Raw genomic sequence first — 17408 nt, 5'->3', positions numbered from 1 at the left:
CCAGGCCTCTTATAATGCAATGATAGGAATTGTGTCTGAGGGGTTCTGAGCTTTGGGTATTCTCATTGGCCTTGCCATTACATTGGGTTGCATGTTGGGCGGTTTCATCGCCATGGGCGGTCACGTCGGCGTGCTTGTTCAGCCGTGGGAATTCGTCATTATTCTGGGCGCAGCCCTTGGCACATTCTTCATCGCCAATCCGTTTTCACTTGTGAAAGATACGGGCAAGGCGTGCGTTGAGGCCTTCACCAATGCAGTGCCGAAGCAGCGTGATTATCTCGATCTTCTCGGATTGCTTTATAGCCTGATGCGCGAGCTGCGCGCCAAGTCGCGCAACGAGGTGGAAGTCCATATCGACAACCCAAAGGAATCCCCGATCTTTCAGGCCTATCCAAGCATCCTGAAGAAAGACGACCTCATCCACTTCATCTGCGATTATTGCCGCCTCATCATCGTTGGCAATGTTCGTTCGCATGAAATCGAAGCGCTTATGGATGAAGAAATCCATACGCTTTCGCGCGACAAGCTCAAGCCTTATCAGGCGATGGTCAGTATTTCCGAAGCGCTGCCAGCCCTCGGCATTGTCGCGGCTGTTCTTGGTGTTATCAAAGCGATGGGTGCGCTCAACCAGTCCCCGGAAGTGCTCGGCCATCTGATTGGTGCGGCACTTGTTGGTACCTTCGCAGGTATCTTCTTTTCCTATGGGGTCTTTGGCCCGATTGCTACCAAGATCAAGTCGACGCGGGACAAGAACAACCGTCTTTACACCATCGTCAAGCAGACCCTGCTTGCATATATGAACGGTTCGCTGCCGCAGATCGCCGTTGAATATGGCCGCAAGACCATCTCCGCTTACGAACGTCCAAGTATCGACGTTGTCGAACAGGAAACCATGTCCACCGCGCCGATCCAGCAGGCAGCCTGATATGACCACTCTGGGCCAGAACCGCAGAAACGACGTGCTTGCCACAAATCTGTTGCGGGCGGCAGGATTGTCGGGCGACGACCTGAAGTCGCTTGCGCATGTGTTCAAGGATGCATCCGCGCATTTTTGCGGTCGTCTCAAACAGGGCAGTGCTGCTGCATTTGATGCGGAAGCAGGACCTGTTGAGGCTGCGGACGATGCGGCATTCAATGCCATCATCGACAAGGCTGCGATTATAGCTCCGCTCAAAGCCGAGCGCTGGGGCTGCACGCTCTATGTAACCGCTGATGCGACGCTGGTATTTTCCGTGATTGAAGCCATGTTTGGCGCACAGGGAAATCTCGGCAGCTTCGATCTGGAACGCCCCTTCGGTATGTTGGAGCGCAAGATATCGAACCTGCTGACGTCCCACATGGCTGCAGCGCTTGATCAGGTTTTCTCAAACAACGCCCAGGCACTGTTTGCTGCTGGCGAATGCACAGACACGGCGGAGTTCAACAGCGAGGACTTCGAGCGTTCACGCCTCTTCGTTTGCCGGATCGATGTGGTTGCGGCAGGCAAGACAGGGGCCGTACATCTTCTTCTGCCCCGCAGCACGCACAAGCCAATGCAAGATGCCGTGGCTGCATTCCTGCGCCGTCCAATGGATCAGGCCGATCCTGCCTGGAGCAAGAAAATGCGCAGCGAAGTCAGCCGCGCACGGATCGAGCTTGAAGCCTTCATCCAGCAGGGAAGCCTGACGCTCGACGCTCTTTCAAAGCTTGAAATCGGTCAGGTTCTGAAGCTCCCGACGGATGCCATGGAACAGGTACGTCTGCGCGCTGGCGAACAGCAGCTTTTTAAATGCACACTCGGCAAGTCCGGCATTCATTTTACAGTCAAGGTTGGCGATCCGGTCAATCAGGAAGAGGATTTCATCGATGAGCTTGTTGCTGGCTAACATACTTTCCACGCTGATGGCTCTCGGTTCGCTTGGTGCGCTCATCATCGTCGGGCGCAAAGCCAATGAGACGATCAAGCTCGGCAAGATGCTGACGCTTCGTGTGGCTGCGGCCTCCAGCGGCCTGGAACGCGTTGCAAAATCTTTGCAGAACCAGCGCACCGATCTTGCAGATGAAACCGTTCGCCTTGAGGCCCGTCTCGCTGAAACCGCCCGCGTTCGTCGGGAAATGGACGAAGCGATTGAAGAGCTGAACCGCGTGCGCAAGGCTCTTTCCCGCGATGTGCGTCAGGCACGCAATGTTACAGCTACAGTCGCCCGTATTGAGGAGCAGGCTTTCGCTCCGGTGAGCGAGCCGGCACCAAAGGAAAAGAATGCACTACCTGTCTTTGTACGTCGAACCGTCAAGAAAGCGACCATTGAAATTGCGGGGCAGGCATGAGCAAGAAAAGTGAGGGTGAAGACATGCAGCATGAGCTCAACGAGGCAATCGAAGAATTGCAACAAGATAAGCCGCGTGCTGCAAAGGCAAGTGCAGCAAAGCCTAATCTTGAGCTCATCATGGGCATCCCGGTCGACGTTCAGGTCGTGCTGGGCGGAACAACCATGCCTGTTGCCAATCTGATGAAGCTTGGTCGCGGTGCTGTTATCACCCTCGACAAGCAGATCGGTGATCCGGTCGATATCGTCGTTAATGGACGCGTGATTGCGCGCGGCGAAGTGATCGTTCTTGAAGACGATTCTTCCCGCTTCGGCGTCAGCCTGACCGAAATCATCGGTAAGTAACGGATCGACCATGGCCGATAATGAATCGCAGAAGCCTCTCGATGACAGCGTAAGCGGAGTGATTGACACTCTTTCCGGTCCGCAGAAAGCGGCTGCGATCCTCGTCGCAATCGGTCGCCCTTCCGCCTCACGGCTGCTCAAACACTTCAACGCCGAAGATTTGCGGAAGCTTGCAGGCCATGCCCGCACGCTTGAGCCCATTTCTCCGCTCGATTTTGAACATCTGGTGAAGCAGTTCGAAGATTCATTTGCCGAAGGCGCGCCCGTTTCAGAAGCAGCACAGCGCTTCGAAGGCTTGCTGCGCGAAGCGCTTCCACAAGACGAAGCCGATGCCGTGTTTGAAGAGCGCGTTCAGCCGCAGCTCGTTCAGGAATCTGTCTGGGCACAGCTTGCGCGTCTGCCGGTCGAGAGCCTGCAGGCCTATCTCGCCGATCAACATCCACAGATCATCGCCTATATCGTCTCCAAGTTGCCGTCGGATCTCGCCGCACGCATGTTTGTAGGCCTGCCGCCACAGCTGCGCAGCGCCGTCGTGCAGCGCTCGCTGCATATTGGCAATGTTGCGCCAGCTGCCGCCGATCTTCTGGAAGATGTATTGCGTCGCGATCTGCTTGGCCGCAGCGATGCAGGCCCGGTCAAAGCTCATCACGGACAGATCGCCAACATCTTCAATCAGCTCGACCGGCAGGAGATGGAAGAACTCATGTCGAGCCTCAAAGATCTCAGCCAGGACGACATCGCGCGCATCAAGGCGAAGCTCTTCAACTTTGAAGATGTCGAACGCCTCTCGCAGCGTGCCCGTCTTCTGCTGTTTGATGAAGTCCAGACCGAACAGATTGCAACCGCTTTGCGTGGTGCCAATGCGTCGCTTCAGGAAATGGTGCTGTCCTCGCTTTCCACGCGTGGGCGCCGCATGGTCGAAAGCGAACTGGCAGCCGAACAAGGCAACATCACCAGCCAGAACATCACAGACGCAAGGCGCGCCATTGCACGTGTCGCCATCGATCTTTCTGAGCGCGGTATCATTACTCTCGGCTCAGGTGAAGACCCGAATTAGGGCACCGATCTGATTGGATTGGATCGGTGCTCCGACCATCTTTTTTAACGCGCATCCTTGTCCGAAAACCGTTGCACAGTTTTCGGGATGCGCTCTAATCTTGCGTGTGACATATGTCCGACGATACCGATAAAGAGAGCAAAACCGAGGACGCGACCGAGAAGAAGATCCGCGACGCATTGGACAAGGGTAATATGCCCTTCTCTCGCGAAACGCCGATCCTCGCTGGTATCGCGTCCTTTCTGGTGATTGCAGTCTTCGTCGCGGCACCCGCAACAACCAAACTGGCTGTCTTCTTGCGCGAACTGATGGACCGTCCGGAAGATTGGACCCTTAACAGCGCAGAAGATGCAAGCCATCTGTTTGGCATTCTGGCGCTGTCTGTCGGTGCAGCCCTCATTCCGGTCTTCATCATCATTCCACTTGCTGGCATTGCTGCATCTGCCTTCCAGAATGCACCGCGATTTGTCGGTGAGCGTATTCGCCCACAAGCATCGCGCATTTCCCTGCTCAAAGGCTGGTCGCGCATTTTCGGTCGCGCCGGTCAGGTCGAGTTTCTCAAATCATTGGCGAAATTCATTGCCGCCAGCGTGATCGTGTTTTTCGTCTTCTTCAAGGGCAACAACCTTTTTACCGACGCAGTGGCAACCGACCCGCGTGCATTACCCGAGTTTCTGCGAGAAAATCTGGTGCGGCTTCTGGTGGCCAATGTTCTCGCGATCACCGCAATTGCTGGCTTTGACCTTGCATGGTCGCGCATTCACTGGAAGCAGGAACTGCGCATGACCAAGCAGGAAGTAAAAGACGAGCTCAAGCAGTCGGAAGGCGATCCACTGGTTAAAGCACGTCTACGCTCGCTGGGGCGAGACCGCGCCCGGCGCCGCATGATCAACGCAGTTCCTACTGCCACGCTGATTGTCGCAAATCCGACCCATTTTTCTGTAGCACTACGCTATCGACCCAATGAGGATGCAGCGCCAATCGTTGTTGCAAAAGGACAAGATCTCATCGCGCTCAAGATAAGAGAAATAGCGACTGCAAACTCCATTCCAGTATTTGAGGATGTACAGTTAGCACGAGCACTCTATAAACAAGTTAATGTCGACCAGATGATCGCACCCGAATTCTACAAAGCTGTTGCGGAACTCATCAGGGTCATCAATGCTCGACATTCCATTCGTTAATGGATTTTAAAAATGATTTTATTTTATTCTAATGTAGTAATAATATGTTCTCGCAGATCGGTGGTGACTGAATGAAGAGCTTACAATTCTCAAACGAGCGCGAGGCAATCATTGCTGAGAACATTCGCGAGGTTGTCGCAGAACTTCGACTAGTCGATCCAGCAGACTACATTGCTTTCCTTCGCTGCGAGCTTTTCGCCAATATAGCTGATCTGGTCAGCTCCTCTACGGAACTGTATTTCTTCCCGGGAACACTCGAAATGGGACATGGCGGTGAACTGCATTGCGACTGGTTCTCCGCACCTTCAGTCGTCTTGGATATGGAGTTCCACCACATAGGTGTTTATGCTTATTTTCGCTTAAACCTGTCGGGCAAAAGCGCAAGTGTCGAACTTAATCATATCGTTTTTGATGATGCTGATGCAGAGCCTAGCAAAAATACGGCGCGGCTTGAGGATGCAATGAACCGCGCGCGTTTACCTTTGCATCGAACGGCATAATCGATTTCTGCAATATGCCTTATCAAAATAGTAATCGCCCTGACCTTCAAGCAGTCAAGAAAGGCAGGGCGTTTAATATTGAACGCTGGATAACTCTCTATCCAGCAGCATTTATGAAACCAGATCAGTTTTTGTCTGGATTGCGATACTGCTCATTCAGATATCCGAAATGCGCCATAACCCGACCCAAACCAATATGGATAAAGTACATGCCGACCGGCGCAAAGCCAGCCGCAACGCCTCTTCTGACTGCCTTGATCGGCGAGTAAGCCAGAAGGGCGAGGCTTTTCAGGAACACACGCACCTGACCAAGCGGCTCATCTTTACGCTTACGCTGTTCGATAAGCGTAGAGAGAACGCCGTTGCGCAGACCGCGTGATCTGATCCAGTCATTTTCGAGACGACGTGCTGGAATAGTTTCGCGCACGATCCCTTCAGCGCACCACGCGACTTTAAATCCCTTAGCGATTGAGCGAGACAAGAAGTCGGAATCGCCGCCGCCGGTGAAGTTGAACTTGAGATCCATAAACGGATAGCTATGTGCCTCGAGAACTGCGCGCGCAATCAAAAGGTTACCCGAAGAATAAATAATGGGAACCGGACCAGTCTTGTTATAATGTGGCAGAAAGACCGGATGCTTTGCCCACTGTTCCGAATTCGGCTTTTCAAAAATTGGATACTGCGGGCCGCCGACCAGACTGACATCATAACGCTCAGCGGTTGCAACCATGTTTTCGATCCAGTCAGGATCGGCCAATTCATCATCATCGATGACGATGACATACTTGAAGTTCGGGAAATACTTCGTGGCTGTCAACCAGCCAGCATTATAGGCGTTGCAATTGCCGCGATGAGATTCACCGATCAACATGCCCCGATATTTGCCAGCTTCGAAAAGCGGGGCGGCGACGGTTGCACCTTCTTTCTTCTCTGTTTCATTCTCGATGACGACAACCGCCCATTTACGCTTGGTTGTCTGCGCATTCAATGTGTCGAGCGTGCGTATCAGGTGCTCGGGCCGCTTGAACGTCGGGAGTGAAACGACGATGTCGATCTCGTCATAGGGAAGACCAGGCGTTTTAGCGATTACTTCAATATGATCCGGTAAATCTGGCATCACAGCTTCCGATTATGGCTAGGATTTAAGTTTTTATGTTTATCTTTCCACTATTGATAAACGCTTAAAGAAAAGTTCACCGCATGGCTGTAGACACTAACTTCAATAAACATTCATTAAGAGCCGTCAGGAGTTGAATTGCAACCGTTTCGTCTTGTCTTCGTGACGTCACTTGTTCCTCATGCTGTTGCCTCTACGGGTTATGAAGTTGCGAACGCTGCCGTTATAGATGGCCTTCGCCGTGCAGGCGCCCATGTGACCGTTCTGGGCTTCACATGGCCGGGGCACAAGGCCGCGGAAAGTGCAGATACTGTCGTCCTTGGCGAGGTAGAAGTGCGCACCGAAGGCGCAGGCATCAAGCGCAAGATAGAGTGGGTGCTCAAATCTTTCCTGACCGGCCTCACAGTTTCATCGGCAAAATTGCGGGTGATTCCCGCTATTGAGCTGCACAATGCAATCACTGAACTCGGTGACTTTGACGCTTATGTCCTGAATGGCGTCACGTTGCCGGGCGCATTTGAAGAGATATTCAAAGACAAGCCTTCAATCTTTATCGCACATAATGTCGAGTATCGCTCGGCAGAGGAAAATGCGGCAGATGCCAAAGGCAAGATCCAGAAATTTCTATTTGGCCGTGAGGCACGTATTCTCAAGAAGTTAGAAGACAGGCTTTGCAAACAGGCGAGCTTTGTCTTCACTTTTGCGGAAGATGACGGTCCGGCTCTTGGTCTAAACAACGACAAGTTTGCGACCCTGCCCCTTGTTATGCCGGGGATTAGCCAGACCTTGACGCCTGAAGCTGCCAAATATGATCTGACGCTGATCGGCACATGGACTTGGCATCCAAACCGTATTGGTCTTGAATGGTTCCTGCGCGAGGTAAAGCCGCTTCTGCCAACGGATGTATCAATTGCTATCGCCGGAAACACACCGGCAGATCTGGTTGCGGCCTGGCCGGGCGTGAACTTTATCGGCAAAGTGCCGGATGCAACAGCCTTTGTCGAAAGCGGTAAGCTGATACCGCTTATAAGCCGCGCTGGCACAGGTGTTCAGTTGAAAACCATAGAGACATTTGAGCTGGGCAAACCAAGTGTCGCCACCGCACATTCGGTCCGCGGCATTGGCAATATTCCAGCAAACTGCACAATTGCCGACAAGCCTGCAGAATTTGCCGCAGCCATCGTCGAACGTCTCAAAGCAATCAACGAAGGTGACAATCAAAGACTTGATGGCAAAGCCTTTAAACAGGCGCAAATCGCAGGCATGGACAGCGCTATCGCCCGAGGCTTAAAGAAACTGCAGGACGTTACAGGAAAAGCAGACTGAACATGACGCATCGTTCATCCGAAAAACTCGAATATCGAAATATTCTCGGCATCAAAGTTGTCTGTTTCGACTGGGACAGTGCATTCGCCTATTTTGAAAAGCGCCTCGAAAACCGTGAATTTTTGAAGCAGGGCTGGCTTAACGCAAACAACGCCAATATTGCGCATGACGACCCGGCCTATATGGCGGCACTCAAAAATTATCTGATCCTGCCAGATGGTATTGGCGTCGATATAGCAAGTAAAGCCGCCTATGGCCAAAAATTCCCTGCCAATCTCAATGGCACCGACTTCATTCCCGGCCTGATGCAGCACATAAAGCGTCCTATGAAAGTGGCGCTCCTGGGTGGCGGTCCCGGCGTGGCAGCAGATACAGCGCAGCTCTTCAAGAAGCAGATTCCGCAGCACGATTTTCGTGTGATCTCGGACGGCTATTTCAAGCCTGCCGATACCGACGGCATTCTGGCTCAGCTAAAAGAATATCACCCCGATATTCTGCTGGTGGCCATGGGCGTTCCCCGGCAGGAAATGTTCATCGACAAGCATATCACAGCAGAACATTGCACTATTGCAAGTGCTGTGGGTGCCTTGTTTGATCTGCATACCGGCCGCGTGCAGCGTGCGCCGCATTGGGTCCGCACAATAAAGATGGAGTGGGTTCATCGTCTTATGCAGGAACCGCGGCGTCTTGCAAAACGCTACCTGGTTGGCAATCCGGTTTTCCTCTGGCGCGTGGCGAAAGAAAAGCTCTCAGGGGGTAAACCTTGAAGACAGCGATTGTGACCGCCAGCTGGGAACAGGATTTTGAACGCTGCAAGCTCCTGTGTGAAACCATGGACAAGCATGTCACTGGTTTCACCAAGCATTACATTCTTGTCGATAGCAAGGACGTAGCCCTGTTCCGGCAGATTGAGAGTGCAAACCGCATCGTCATCGACGAGCGTGATTTGCTGCCTTCCTGGATTCGCGCGTTCCCCGACCCGACCTATCTTGGTCGCCGTCGTGTCTGGCTTTCTTTCAAAACCAAGCCATTGCGCGGCTGGCATGTGCAGCAGCTGCGCCGCATTGCGCTGGCAGGCAAAGTGGACGAGGAAGGCCTTCTTTATACCGATTCAGACACTGCTTTTGTGAAACCCTTCGATTGCAACACGCTATGGCAGGGCGATAAATTGCGTCTGTTCTATCGGCCCGACGCGCTTGCCAATCCCGAATGGCCGGAGCATCCCGTCTGGGCGGAAAATGCCGGTAAACTGCTTGGCGTCAAAAACGGCAAAAGCGCGCTGAATGATTATATAGGCCAACTTGTTTCCTGGCGCAGAGATTCAGTGATCGGCATGTGCGAGCGAATCGAAAAGCACACCGGTCAGCATTGGGTTGCCGCGATCGGCAATGTCCGACGCTTCTCGGAATGCTTTATATATGGCCATTACGTCGATGACGTTCTGGAAGGTGCTGGCCATTTCCACGATACCCACGATCTCTGCCGGATGCAGTGGTTCGCGCCTCCGCCGACCGAGGAAGAATTTCGCACCTTCATTGCCGAGATGGAACCGCATCAGGTTGCCATTGGCATGCAGTCATTCCTGAGCCTGTCAGTGAATGACATTCGCCGGATCATTGGCGCTTAAAAGCCCAATCCTGAGAATATAAGGCCCGGAGCATGGCTTCGGGCTTTTTTATACCCGTTTGGCGGGCAGCTTCATGCTTGTATAGGTGAAAACCAGCGAGAGGATGTAGATGCCGGCAAAGACGAAGTTAAGCCCGGCAATCCAGTCATTGTTGTTGCCATGATAAAGCAGCAGCAGCCAAACGAACAAAGCTTTGGCCGCAGTCATCAGCACCATGCTTATAGTGCGCAGGCCAGATTGACCGCGCGCATAAAGAATCTCGGTCTGATACTCGATGAGATTGCGGAAGCCCGGCACCAACAGGACCAGCGGCAGAAGACCCACGATCGGTGCCACGCTTGCACCAAGTGCTGTCGGGAAGAACTGCAGGAAGATCACCATCGCGCCGAGACCTGCAACCGACACGGCAAACACCGCAAATTCCAGCCCTGCCCTAATGCGCAGCGACGCCAGCATATCGGGATTGCGCATGAGCTTTTGCACCAGCATCATATTAAACGAACGGATCGGCAGTGCCGTCAGGTCCACAAGGCGCATGATGATCGCATAGATACCCGCCGTGGTCGCCCCGCCAATACTCAAAACCAGCAGCTTGTCGAGTTCGCTCTGGATATAAAACAGCAGTTCAGCCCCCATCACGGCGATGGAATCGGAAACGCGTCTCAAATAAAGGCGCGGCTCAAAACGCAATTTCACTTTCGGATAGAAGCGTAGCGCGAAAAGCAAAGCTAATGCATTGGCAGCCAGATACCACCATGCCCAATGACCGACATCATGGTGCGCTGCCAGAAACATGAACAGCACGGCAGCAATGGCGCGCATGGTTGTACCGAAAATCACCAGAAGCGCTGAAATGCCGAAGCGGCGCAGACCATTATTAACGATTATGATCATTTCCGTAGAGCGCCACAGCAGGGCTTCGGCAACCACCACCACGGCAAAAGGCAGGAACGAAATATCTCGACTGAAGAAGATGAAATAGACGATCCACGAGCAGAGCGCGAAAAGCGGCAGCGACAACAGCACCGCCACCAGATAGCCCGCAGTATAGGTTCCCAACAACAAAGGCTTGACGGTCGAAATGCGATAAAGTGGCGAGCTGAACCCAAGGGACACCAGACGAGAGAGTACCACACCTGTTCCCGAAGCGGTGGCAAAAATACCGAAGTCACCCGTCGGTAATGTGTTTGCAAGTGCAATGAAATAAAGAAGCGAAACGACCAGTCGCCCGGCCGAACCTGAGAACAGCGAGAAATAATCCCGCACCATTCCGCCTCGGCTACCCAATAATTTCTTAACTACTTTCGAGATCACCCAAGGCCTCGTCTTTATATTACCTGTTGCTTGTTAAGCCATGCATACCAACTGTAGACCGATACTTAGCGAAAAAGACTTAATTAAAAAGCACCAACGCGATTATCGCGATAGAAATTAACCATTTGTTCTCCATAAAAAACCTATAGTTCAATGTGAGTGAGCGATATTTCTGGGTACGGACACCTTTGACGATGAGCGGTGACGACAAGCGCAACAAAGGAAGAGAAGACAAGCCTCTTCTGGCATTTTCAGGCGCGCCCGAGGGGAGCCGCGAAGAATCTGACGCGTCTGAACGCGAATCTCAGACCATCGCCCCGCCATGGACACCGCCTGCGAAGCCGGAAGAGCGAGCTGAACTTTTCCGCACCCAGCAGGCAAACAAAGCTGCAGAAGAGAAAGAAGTTTCAGAGCTGCGCAGTCGGATGGCTTCGATAAAGGCTGAGCTGGAGCGCAAGATTGCAGAGCGCGAAGAGCATGAAAAAACACCCAAAGGTGCATTGCCTGAGACTGCGACACCAGAATCGGAGGCACCCGCCCGTAAAAACACTCTGCCTGCCCGACACGATACACCAGATAATGAATGGAAACCGCTGATCGATCCGCGTGTCGCAATCGAAGTGGTCAAGGGTTCTCGTCGCCTGCTACTGGCCACCACCTTGCTCGGCGGCATGGTAGCTACGCTTTATGCGCTGACCATTCCGCAGATGTTTGTTGCTTCCACCGATATTCTGGTCGATCCGCGCAATGTGCGCTCTGTCGGCACCGAATTGACGCCAGGACAACTGCCGACTGACGCCTCTTTGGCCATCGCTGAAAGTCAGGCACGCCTGCTTGATTCGAGCAGTGTACTTCTCAAAGTTATTGATAAAGCAGATCTCACCAAAGATCCTGAATTCAACGGTAGTTTTGTACCTACGGGTGTCGCCGGCTTCTTCGCACAGCTGAAAACCATGTTCCGGCCGACAACGGCCAGCGACGGTCAGGCGCTTGAAACCCGCGTTCTCTATAATCTTTATGATAGCCTCACCATCGGTCGAGATCCCAAGACCTTCATCTATTCGATTTCGGTCAAGACGCGAAATGCCGAAAAATCGGCTGAGATTGCCAATCTTATCGGTTCCGTTTTCCAGACAGAGCTCGATTCGCTTCAGTCGGATATTGCACGCCGCAATGCGGACGAACTTTCAAAGCGTCTCGCTGATATGCGTGCAAATGTCGAAAGCGCGGAGAAGGCAGCCGCAGATTACCGCGCCTCGCGCGATCTCGTTGATGTCGATGGCAAGCTTATCAGCGACAATGACCTGTCTCGCCTCAACGATCAGTTGACCAATCAGCGCGCGGAAACCATGCGCCTTCAGGCGCGGGTTCAGGTTCTTAGCGATGCCAATACCGGCAGCGTGATTTCCGGCACCCTGCCGGAAGATTTGCGTTCCAACACGCTGACGGCATTACGTGCGCAATATGCATTGGCGAGCCAGAACGCCAATGGTGCATCTACCCAGCTTGGTCCCCGCCATCCGCAATTCATTCAGCTTCAGTCGCAGAAACAAACTGTTCTCAATGATATTGATGCGGAACTGCGTCGCATTCGCGCTTCATTACAGGTCGAAGTCGCACGCTCGGCTCAGCAGGAAAAAGACCTGAGCGCCCGTCTTGCGCAACTCAAATCACAACAGGCCAACAGTAACAATGATCGCGTGAAGCTGCGCGAACTCGAGCGCGAAGCAACGACGTTGCGGTCCGTCTATGAAGCTTTCCTTCTGCGTTCGCGTGAAACGAGCGAACAGGAAGGCATCACAACAACCAATGTCCGTGTGATTTCGGAGGCACGACCACCGCTCGATCCAGCAGGATCGTCGCGCAAGCTTGTGGTGATTGCAGGGCTGATTGCGGGCTTTATGCTGGGTCTTGCAATAACAGCCGTCCGCAACTTCGGACGGCTGGTGCGTATACATTAAAGCGTATTTCGATCTGACTAGGCGAGATCAGCGCTCTAACCCTTTGTTTTATCGCACATATTCTTCTGATAGAAGCGAAACTAGAAATCAGTCCAAAGGACTGATTTCCCCGCATAGGCGTTTCACACTTTTCGAGCTTGGTTCTCAAAACGCGAGATTTTGCGTCCGCTGGCACGTAGGATTCCCTGTGCGCCATCGAGATGGCCGACTTTAAGTTCAAGCGCCAGAAACCGACGCTTTTCAAACGGACCGGGCATGGCAAGATCGCTGGTTTTCTCGGCCGTAAAGCCGAAACGTCCGTAATACTCCGGATCACCAACCAGCAGAATGGCACCATGACCAACGCGCTTTGCTTCGGCAATCGCGTGCTGCATCAAAGCCGAACCGATACCGCGACCCGCCGCCGATGGATCAACCGCAAGCGGTCCGAGCAACAGAGCTGAAACCGGAAAGCCGAACGCATCGAGACCGGCATGCACATTCCACAACCGGACAGTGCCCGCCAGTATCCCATGGTCATCAATTGCCGAAAAAGCCAGACCTTCCGCAGGTAGGCGTCCGCGCCGCAGTTTTTCCGACGATTTCCTGCGACGTCCTTCACCCATGGCACGATCGAGCAGAACTTCGCGCGCAATGATGTGTTCCACTGCTTCGCCCGCGATGGTGAAAGCAGGCACAAAAAGCGGCGAAAGGCCGGCTACGGTATTTTCCTGAATTTCCAGATTTGCGTTCATGACATCTCACCCCAAACATGGGCAGCCGCACATCCTGCCCAGCACTTTTCAGCGCTGGGCAGATTGAGAGGATCAATCGGGAAGAACCCGATTGATCAGATGACGTATGATCGGAGCGGTTCGAAGCCGTTGAACGCCACCGCCGAATAGGTGGTGGTGTAGGCGCCTGTTCCTTCGATGAGAACTTCATCACCGATGGTCAGCGAAACCGGCAGCGGATACGGCGTCTTTTCGTAAAGAACATCCGCGCTGTCGCAGGTTGGGCCGGCCAGCACGCAAGGTTCGGTTTCGCCGCCGTCACGGGGGGTCACGATCTGGTAGCGGATCGCCTCGTCCATGGTTTCGGCCAGACCGCCGAATTTGCCGATGTCGAGATAGACCCAACGAACATTGTCGTTGTCCGACTTGCGCGAAACCAGAACCACTTCGGTCTTGATCACGCCTGCATTGCCAACCATGCCCCGGCCCGGCTCAATGATGGTTTCTGGAATGCGGTTGCCGAAATGCTTCGACAGCGCATCGAAGATAGCCATGCCATAAGCCTGTGCGGTCGGTACGTCCTTGAGGTAGCGGGTTGGGAAACCACCGCCCATGTTGACCATGCGCAGAACGATGCCTTCCTCAGCCAATGTGCGGAATACCGATGCAGCATCGCCAAGAGCGCGATCCCATGCAGTGAGATCCGTCTGCTGCGAGCCGACATGGAACGATACACCGTAGGAGTCGAGGCCGAGCGACTTTGCGTGACGCAGCACGTCGATTGCCATGGCAGGCACACAACCGAACTTGCGCGACAGAGGCCATTCAGCGCCTTCGCCGTCAGTCAGAACGCGGCAGAACACGCGGCTGCCGGGAGCAGCGCGCGCAACCTTTTCGACTTCTTCAACGCAATCAACGGCAAAGAGGCGGATGCCCAGCTCGAACGCGCGCACAATATCGCGTTCTTTCTTGATGGTGTTGCCATAAGAAATGCGGTTTGGTGTAGCGCCTGCTTCCAGTGCCATTTCGATTTCGGCAACCGATGCCGTGTCGAAGCACGAGCCAAGCGATGCAAGAAGACGCAGAACTTCAGGTGCAGGATTTGCCTTCACAGCATAGAAAATGCGCGAGTATGGCAATGCCTTTTCAAAATTCTGATAATTTTCGCGAACCACGTCGGTATCGACGACGAGGCAAGGGCCCTCTGGACGGCGGGTGTTGAGGAAGTCGATAATACGCTGTGTAGCCATGGTCGTTCTCCCGCACGGCTTATACTGATGCCGCATTCTAAGGGACAAAGTATGCATAAGCGCATCCGCGGTGAGGCCAGCCTTTGGAGATGCTGAGGTCACGCGAAAACTCATGCGGCGGTGGAACAACGCTCAATCCGCGTTATTCCGCTTTGTCTGCCTTGGATTGGAATTGGAGAACCGCATCCGCACTTCTGGCAATGAAGGTGTGCCTCTTCAGTAATTTCGGCTTTTGGACAGCCGAAAGACACTAGAAAGGCCCGCACCGTCGTTGCTTCAAGATGTCCTCGATCTGGCGGTTGGCCTACAGATCGACTGGAGCGGTTAGGTCCAGGTACCGTACCGAATTCCTCACCATTCGAGGATCGGCGGACACCCACAGGCACGTGCGACTTTGGGCAAGGGCGATATAAGCTCAAAGATGTGTCCATTCAATGACAAATATTCTTTGAGCGAAATTTATTTTTGAGGCGGTTAATCCGCCCACTGCGCTTGCCATTGTTCAATATTAGTGAAACATTCTGCTGCAAAGCTTAGGCTTTGATTTACCATATCCCCGGAATCTCGTCGCTGGTTGTGAACAATGACGCCCTTCGATCCGTTCAATGCGATAATCGCAAAGCCCCCGAAGCCCCTTCCCTCAGCGGAAACCGGACCGCTAAAAGGGGAGCGTCTGGCCGTCAAAGACATTTATGACGTGGCCGGAATGCCAACCGGATGCGGCAATCCGCAAATTCTGGCCGAATCAGTTGCAGCCGAAAAATCGGCGCCGATCATCGAGAAACTGCTCGCAGCAGGTGCAACGTTGATCGGTAAAACCCAGACCGATGAGCTGGCCTTCTCTTTAATGGGGCAGAATTCGCATTTCCCCTATCCGATCAATCCCGCAGCACCCGATCGCGTTACCGGCGGGTCTTCATCAGGTTCTGCGGCGTCGGTCGCCGGAAAAGTTGCAGATATAGCGCTCGGCTCTGATACTGGCGGCTCAATCCGCGCGCCTGCCAGCTTCTGTGGGCTGATCGGCCTGCGTACCACACATGGGCGCATTCCGCTGGAAGGAATCATGCCGCTTGCAACTTCGCTCGACACAATCGGCTGGTTCGCCCGCGACATCGCGCTTTATGAAAAGGTCGGTCAAGTTCTGCTCGGCGATGATGAGCAGAACTTCAGCTTCTCGCAGCTTCTTTATATGCCCTTGCTTGAGCACCTGCTACTCGATCATCCTGAAACAGACAGCTATCGCGCCATGTTTGCGAAAGTGCGTCCGCATTTTACAAGTCTTAAGGCTGCAAGCCAGCCAACCTTGTCAATCGACGAACTCTACATCACCTTCCGCCAGATACAGGGCTGGGAAGCATGGAACACGCATGGTGCGTGGATTTCATCCGGTGATCGCAAGCTTGGCCCCGGCGTCGCAGACCGTTTCGCTTATGGATCGCAAATCTCCGACGAAGCAGTAGCCCGGCATCGCACCCGCCGAGCGCGTTTCACACGCGAATTGGAAACAATCATCGGTGACAATGCGGTTCTGGCACTGCCAACCGTACCAGGTGCAGCGCCATTCGCAAACCAAACCTTCGAGAGCCTGCAAGCCTATCGTGAACAGGCTCTGCGGCTGCTTTGCCTTTCCGTGCTATCCGGCCTGCCACAGATTACTGTTCCACTGGGACAGGTTCACGGCGCGCCATTTGGCATCTCATTCATTGGCCCACGCGGCAGCGACCGGGCGCTTATTGCGCTTGGCCGAAACATTCTTGAAAAGCAGGATTAGACCATGGACACCCTCACACGTATGCGCGCATTCATCGACGTGGTCGAAGCGGAAGGCTTTTCGGCGGCAGCGCGAAAGATCGGGCGTTCCAAGGCGCTTCTTTCCAAATATGTGCGGGAACTTGAAGACGAGCTTGGTGCCCGTCTTCTGAACCGCACGACCCGCCAATTCTCGCTCACAGAAGCAGGCCACACCTATTACCATCGCGCGGTCGAGATCATCCGCGAGATCGACGCGCTGCAGGATGCTGTCAGCGAAACGAGTTCAGACGCACGCGGACGCATCAAGCTTTCAGCGCCGCGTACCTTTGCCGATGCGGTGATCGGTCAATCGCTGATCGATTTCTGCCTTGCCCATCCGGAAATCGTACTCGATGTGCGGCTGGATGATCGTTTCGTCGATATGGTGGAAGAAGGCTTCGACCTTGCTATCCGCATTACACGTTTGCAGGATTCCTCCCTTATTGCCAAAAGGCTATCACCTTTTCATTCTGTGCTTTGCGGCGCACCGGCTCTCATTGAGCGCGTCGGCAAGCCCGAACGCCCGGAAGACCTGCACGACAAACCCTGCATCATCGATACCAACGCCCGCTCGCGCAACAACTGGCATTTCCGCAATACAGATGGCTCGATGATGACCGTGACTGTCAATGGTCCAATCGAAGTCAACAGCCCGGTCGCGACCAAGGCAGCAGCTCTCTCCGGTCTTGGATTCTGCTCGCTTCCGGCCTTTATAGCGGAAGAAGAAATCGAGCGCGGCAGGCTCATCCCGTGCCTCGACGAATTCATCGTAAAGGACGGCGGTATCTACGCGGTTTATCCGCACCGTCGTTATCTGCCGGCCAAAATCCGCGCCCTCGTCGACTTTCTGACGCAATGGTTCAAGGAACGCGAAACGCAGGGCGACACAAAACTTTAAAAGATCGCGGTCTAAAAGG

The 17408-nt window shown here is 53.7% G+C and carries 17 protein-coding genes; 13 read left to right on the top strand and 4 right to left on the bottom strand.

Annotated elements, in window-relative coordinates; genetic code table 11:
• The first annotated feature begins 52 nt into the window (after positions 1–52).
• The 7 genes from motA (at position 53) to H5024_RS14980 (ending at position 5392) form a co-directional block, all read left to right on the top strand.
• Positions 53–925 carry a flagellar motor stator protein MotA gene (gene motA / locus H5024_RS15010; protein ID WP_187547968.1) on the top strand — a complete coding sequence of 291 codons (873 nt, stop codon included), beginning with the start codon at positions 53–55 and terminating at the stop codon, positions 923–925.
• 1 nt (position 926) lies between these two features.
• Positions 927–1865: a FliM/FliN family flagellar motor switch protein gene (locus H5024_RS15005; RefSeq protein ID WP_187547967.1), complete on the top strand. Its 939-nt coding sequence runs from the start codon at positions 927–929 to the stop codon at positions 1863–1865.
• Positions 1846–2307: a hypothetical protein gene (locus tag H5024_RS15000; RefSeq protein WP_187547966.1), complete on the top strand. Its 462-nt coding sequence runs from the start codon at positions 1846–1848 to the stop codon at positions 2305–2307. Before H5024_RS15005 ends, H5024_RS15000 begins: the two co-directional genes overlap by 20 nt.
• The gene (fliN, locus tag H5024_RS14995; RefSeq protein ID WP_187547965.1) at positions 2304–2651 is read left to right on the top strand and encodes a flagellar motor switch protein FliN; all 348 of its coding nucleotides are present in this window, start codon (positions 2304–2306) and stop codon (positions 2649–2651) included. Before H5024_RS15000 ends, fliN begins: the two co-directional genes overlap by 4 nt.
• Before the next feature lie 10 nt (positions 2652–2661).
• Complete coding sequence (locus H5024_RS14990) at positions 2662–3708, top strand: flagellar motor switch protein FliG (RefSeq protein ID WP_187547964.1); 1047 nt, start codon at positions 2662–2664, stop codon at positions 3706–3708.
• Positions 3709–3821: 113 nt separating this feature from the next.
• Positions 3822–4892, top strand: coding sequence for a flagellar type III secretion system protein FlhB (locus tag H5024_RS14985; protein ID WP_187547963.1), 1071 nt, complete (start codon positions 3822–3824; stop codon positions 4890–4892).
• Positions 4893–4963: 71 nt separating this feature from the next.
• Entirely contained in the window at positions 4964–5392 is a 429-nt protein-coding gene (locus tag H5024_RS14980; protein ID WP_187547962.1) for a hypothetical protein, read from the top strand.
• Between the two features lie 124 nt (positions 5393–5516).
• Here H5024_RS14980 and H5024_RS14975 read toward each other — a convergent pair whose 3' ends face one another.
• A complete protein-coding gene (locus H5024_RS14975; protein WP_187547961.1) occupies positions 5517–6509 on the bottom strand; it encodes a glycosyltransferase in 993 nt (330 codons plus the stop codon).
• Between the two features lie 138 nt (positions 6510–6647).
• On the opposite strand from H5024_RS14975, the gene H5024_RS14970 reads away from it, so the two are divergent.
• The 3 genes from H5024_RS14970 to H5024_RS14960 are packed head-to-tail and all read left to right on the top strand — an operon-like array spanning position 6648 to position 9462.
• Complete coding sequence (locus H5024_RS14970; RefSeq protein WP_187547960.1) at positions 6648–7835, top strand: glycosyltransferase family 4 protein; 1188 nt, start codon at positions 6648–6650, stop codon at positions 7833–7835.
• Positions 7836–7837: 2 nt separating this feature from the next.
• Positions 7838–8602: a WecB/TagA/CpsF family glycosyltransferase gene (locus H5024_RS14965; protein ID WP_187547959.1), complete on the top strand. Its 765-nt coding sequence runs from the start codon at positions 7838–7840 to the stop codon at positions 8600–8602.
• Complete coding sequence (locus H5024_RS14960; RefSeq protein WP_187547958.1) at positions 8599–9462, top strand: DUF6492 family protein; 864 nt, start codon at positions 8599–8601, stop codon at positions 9460–9462. Before H5024_RS14965 ends, H5024_RS14960 begins: the two co-directional genes overlap by 4 nt.
• A 48-nt stretch (positions 9463–9510) precedes the next feature.
• On the opposite strand, the gene H5024_RS14955 is transcribed toward H5024_RS14960, so the two are convergent.
• Entirely contained in the window at positions 9511–10776 is a 1266-nt protein-coding gene (locus H5024_RS14955) for a lipopolysaccharide biosynthesis protein (RefSeq protein WP_187547957.1), read from the bottom strand.
• A 194-nt stretch (positions 10777–10970) separates the two neighbouring features.
• Between H5024_RS14955 and H5024_RS14950 the strand changes: the two genes are divergently transcribed.
• Positions 10971–12737, top strand: coding sequence for a GumC family protein (locus H5024_RS14950; protein WP_187547956.1), 1767 nt, complete (start codon positions 10971–10973; stop codon positions 12735–12737).
• Between the two features lie 122 nt (positions 12738–12859).
• On the opposite strand, the gene H5024_RS14945 is transcribed toward H5024_RS14950, so the two are convergent.
• Both H5024_RS14945 and odc2 read right to left on the bottom strand, forming a co-directional pair.
• Positions 12860–13471, bottom strand: coding sequence for an N-acetyltransferase (locus H5024_RS14945; RefSeq protein ID WP_187547955.1), 612 nt, complete (start codon positions 13469–13471; stop codon positions 12860–12862).
• A gap of 95 nt (positions 13472–13566) precedes the next feature.
• Complete coding sequence (odc2, locus tag H5024_RS14940) at positions 13567–14700, bottom strand: ornithine/lysine decarboxylase (RefSeq protein ID WP_187547954.1); 1134 nt, start codon at positions 14698–14700, stop codon at positions 13567–13569.
• 583 nt (positions 14701–15283) lie between these two features.
• Here odc2 and H5024_RS14935 point away from each other — a divergent pair.
• Together H5024_RS14935 and H5024_RS14930 are read left to right on the top strand one after the other, a co-directional pair.
• Positions 15284–16471, top strand: a complete 1188-nt coding sequence (locus H5024_RS14935) for an amidase (protein ID WP_187547953.1) — start codon at positions 15284–15286, stop codon at positions 16469–16471.
• 3 nt (positions 16472–16474) lie between these two features.
• A complete protein-coding gene (locus H5024_RS14930; RefSeq protein ID WP_187547952.1) occupies positions 16475–17389 on the top strand; it encodes a LysR family transcriptional regulator in 915 nt (304 codons plus the stop codon).
• Positions 17390–17408 lie beyond the last annotated feature (19 nt).

Source organism: Ochrobactrum sp. Marseille-Q0166 (genome assembly GCF_014397025.1).
Classification (GTDB): domain Bacteria; phylum Pseudomonadota; class Alphaproteobacteria; order Rhizobiales; family Rhizobiaceae; genus Brucella.
The sequence above is the reverse complement of the archived record's forward strand: the minus strand, read 5'-3'. Positions and strand labels throughout refer to the sequence as shown.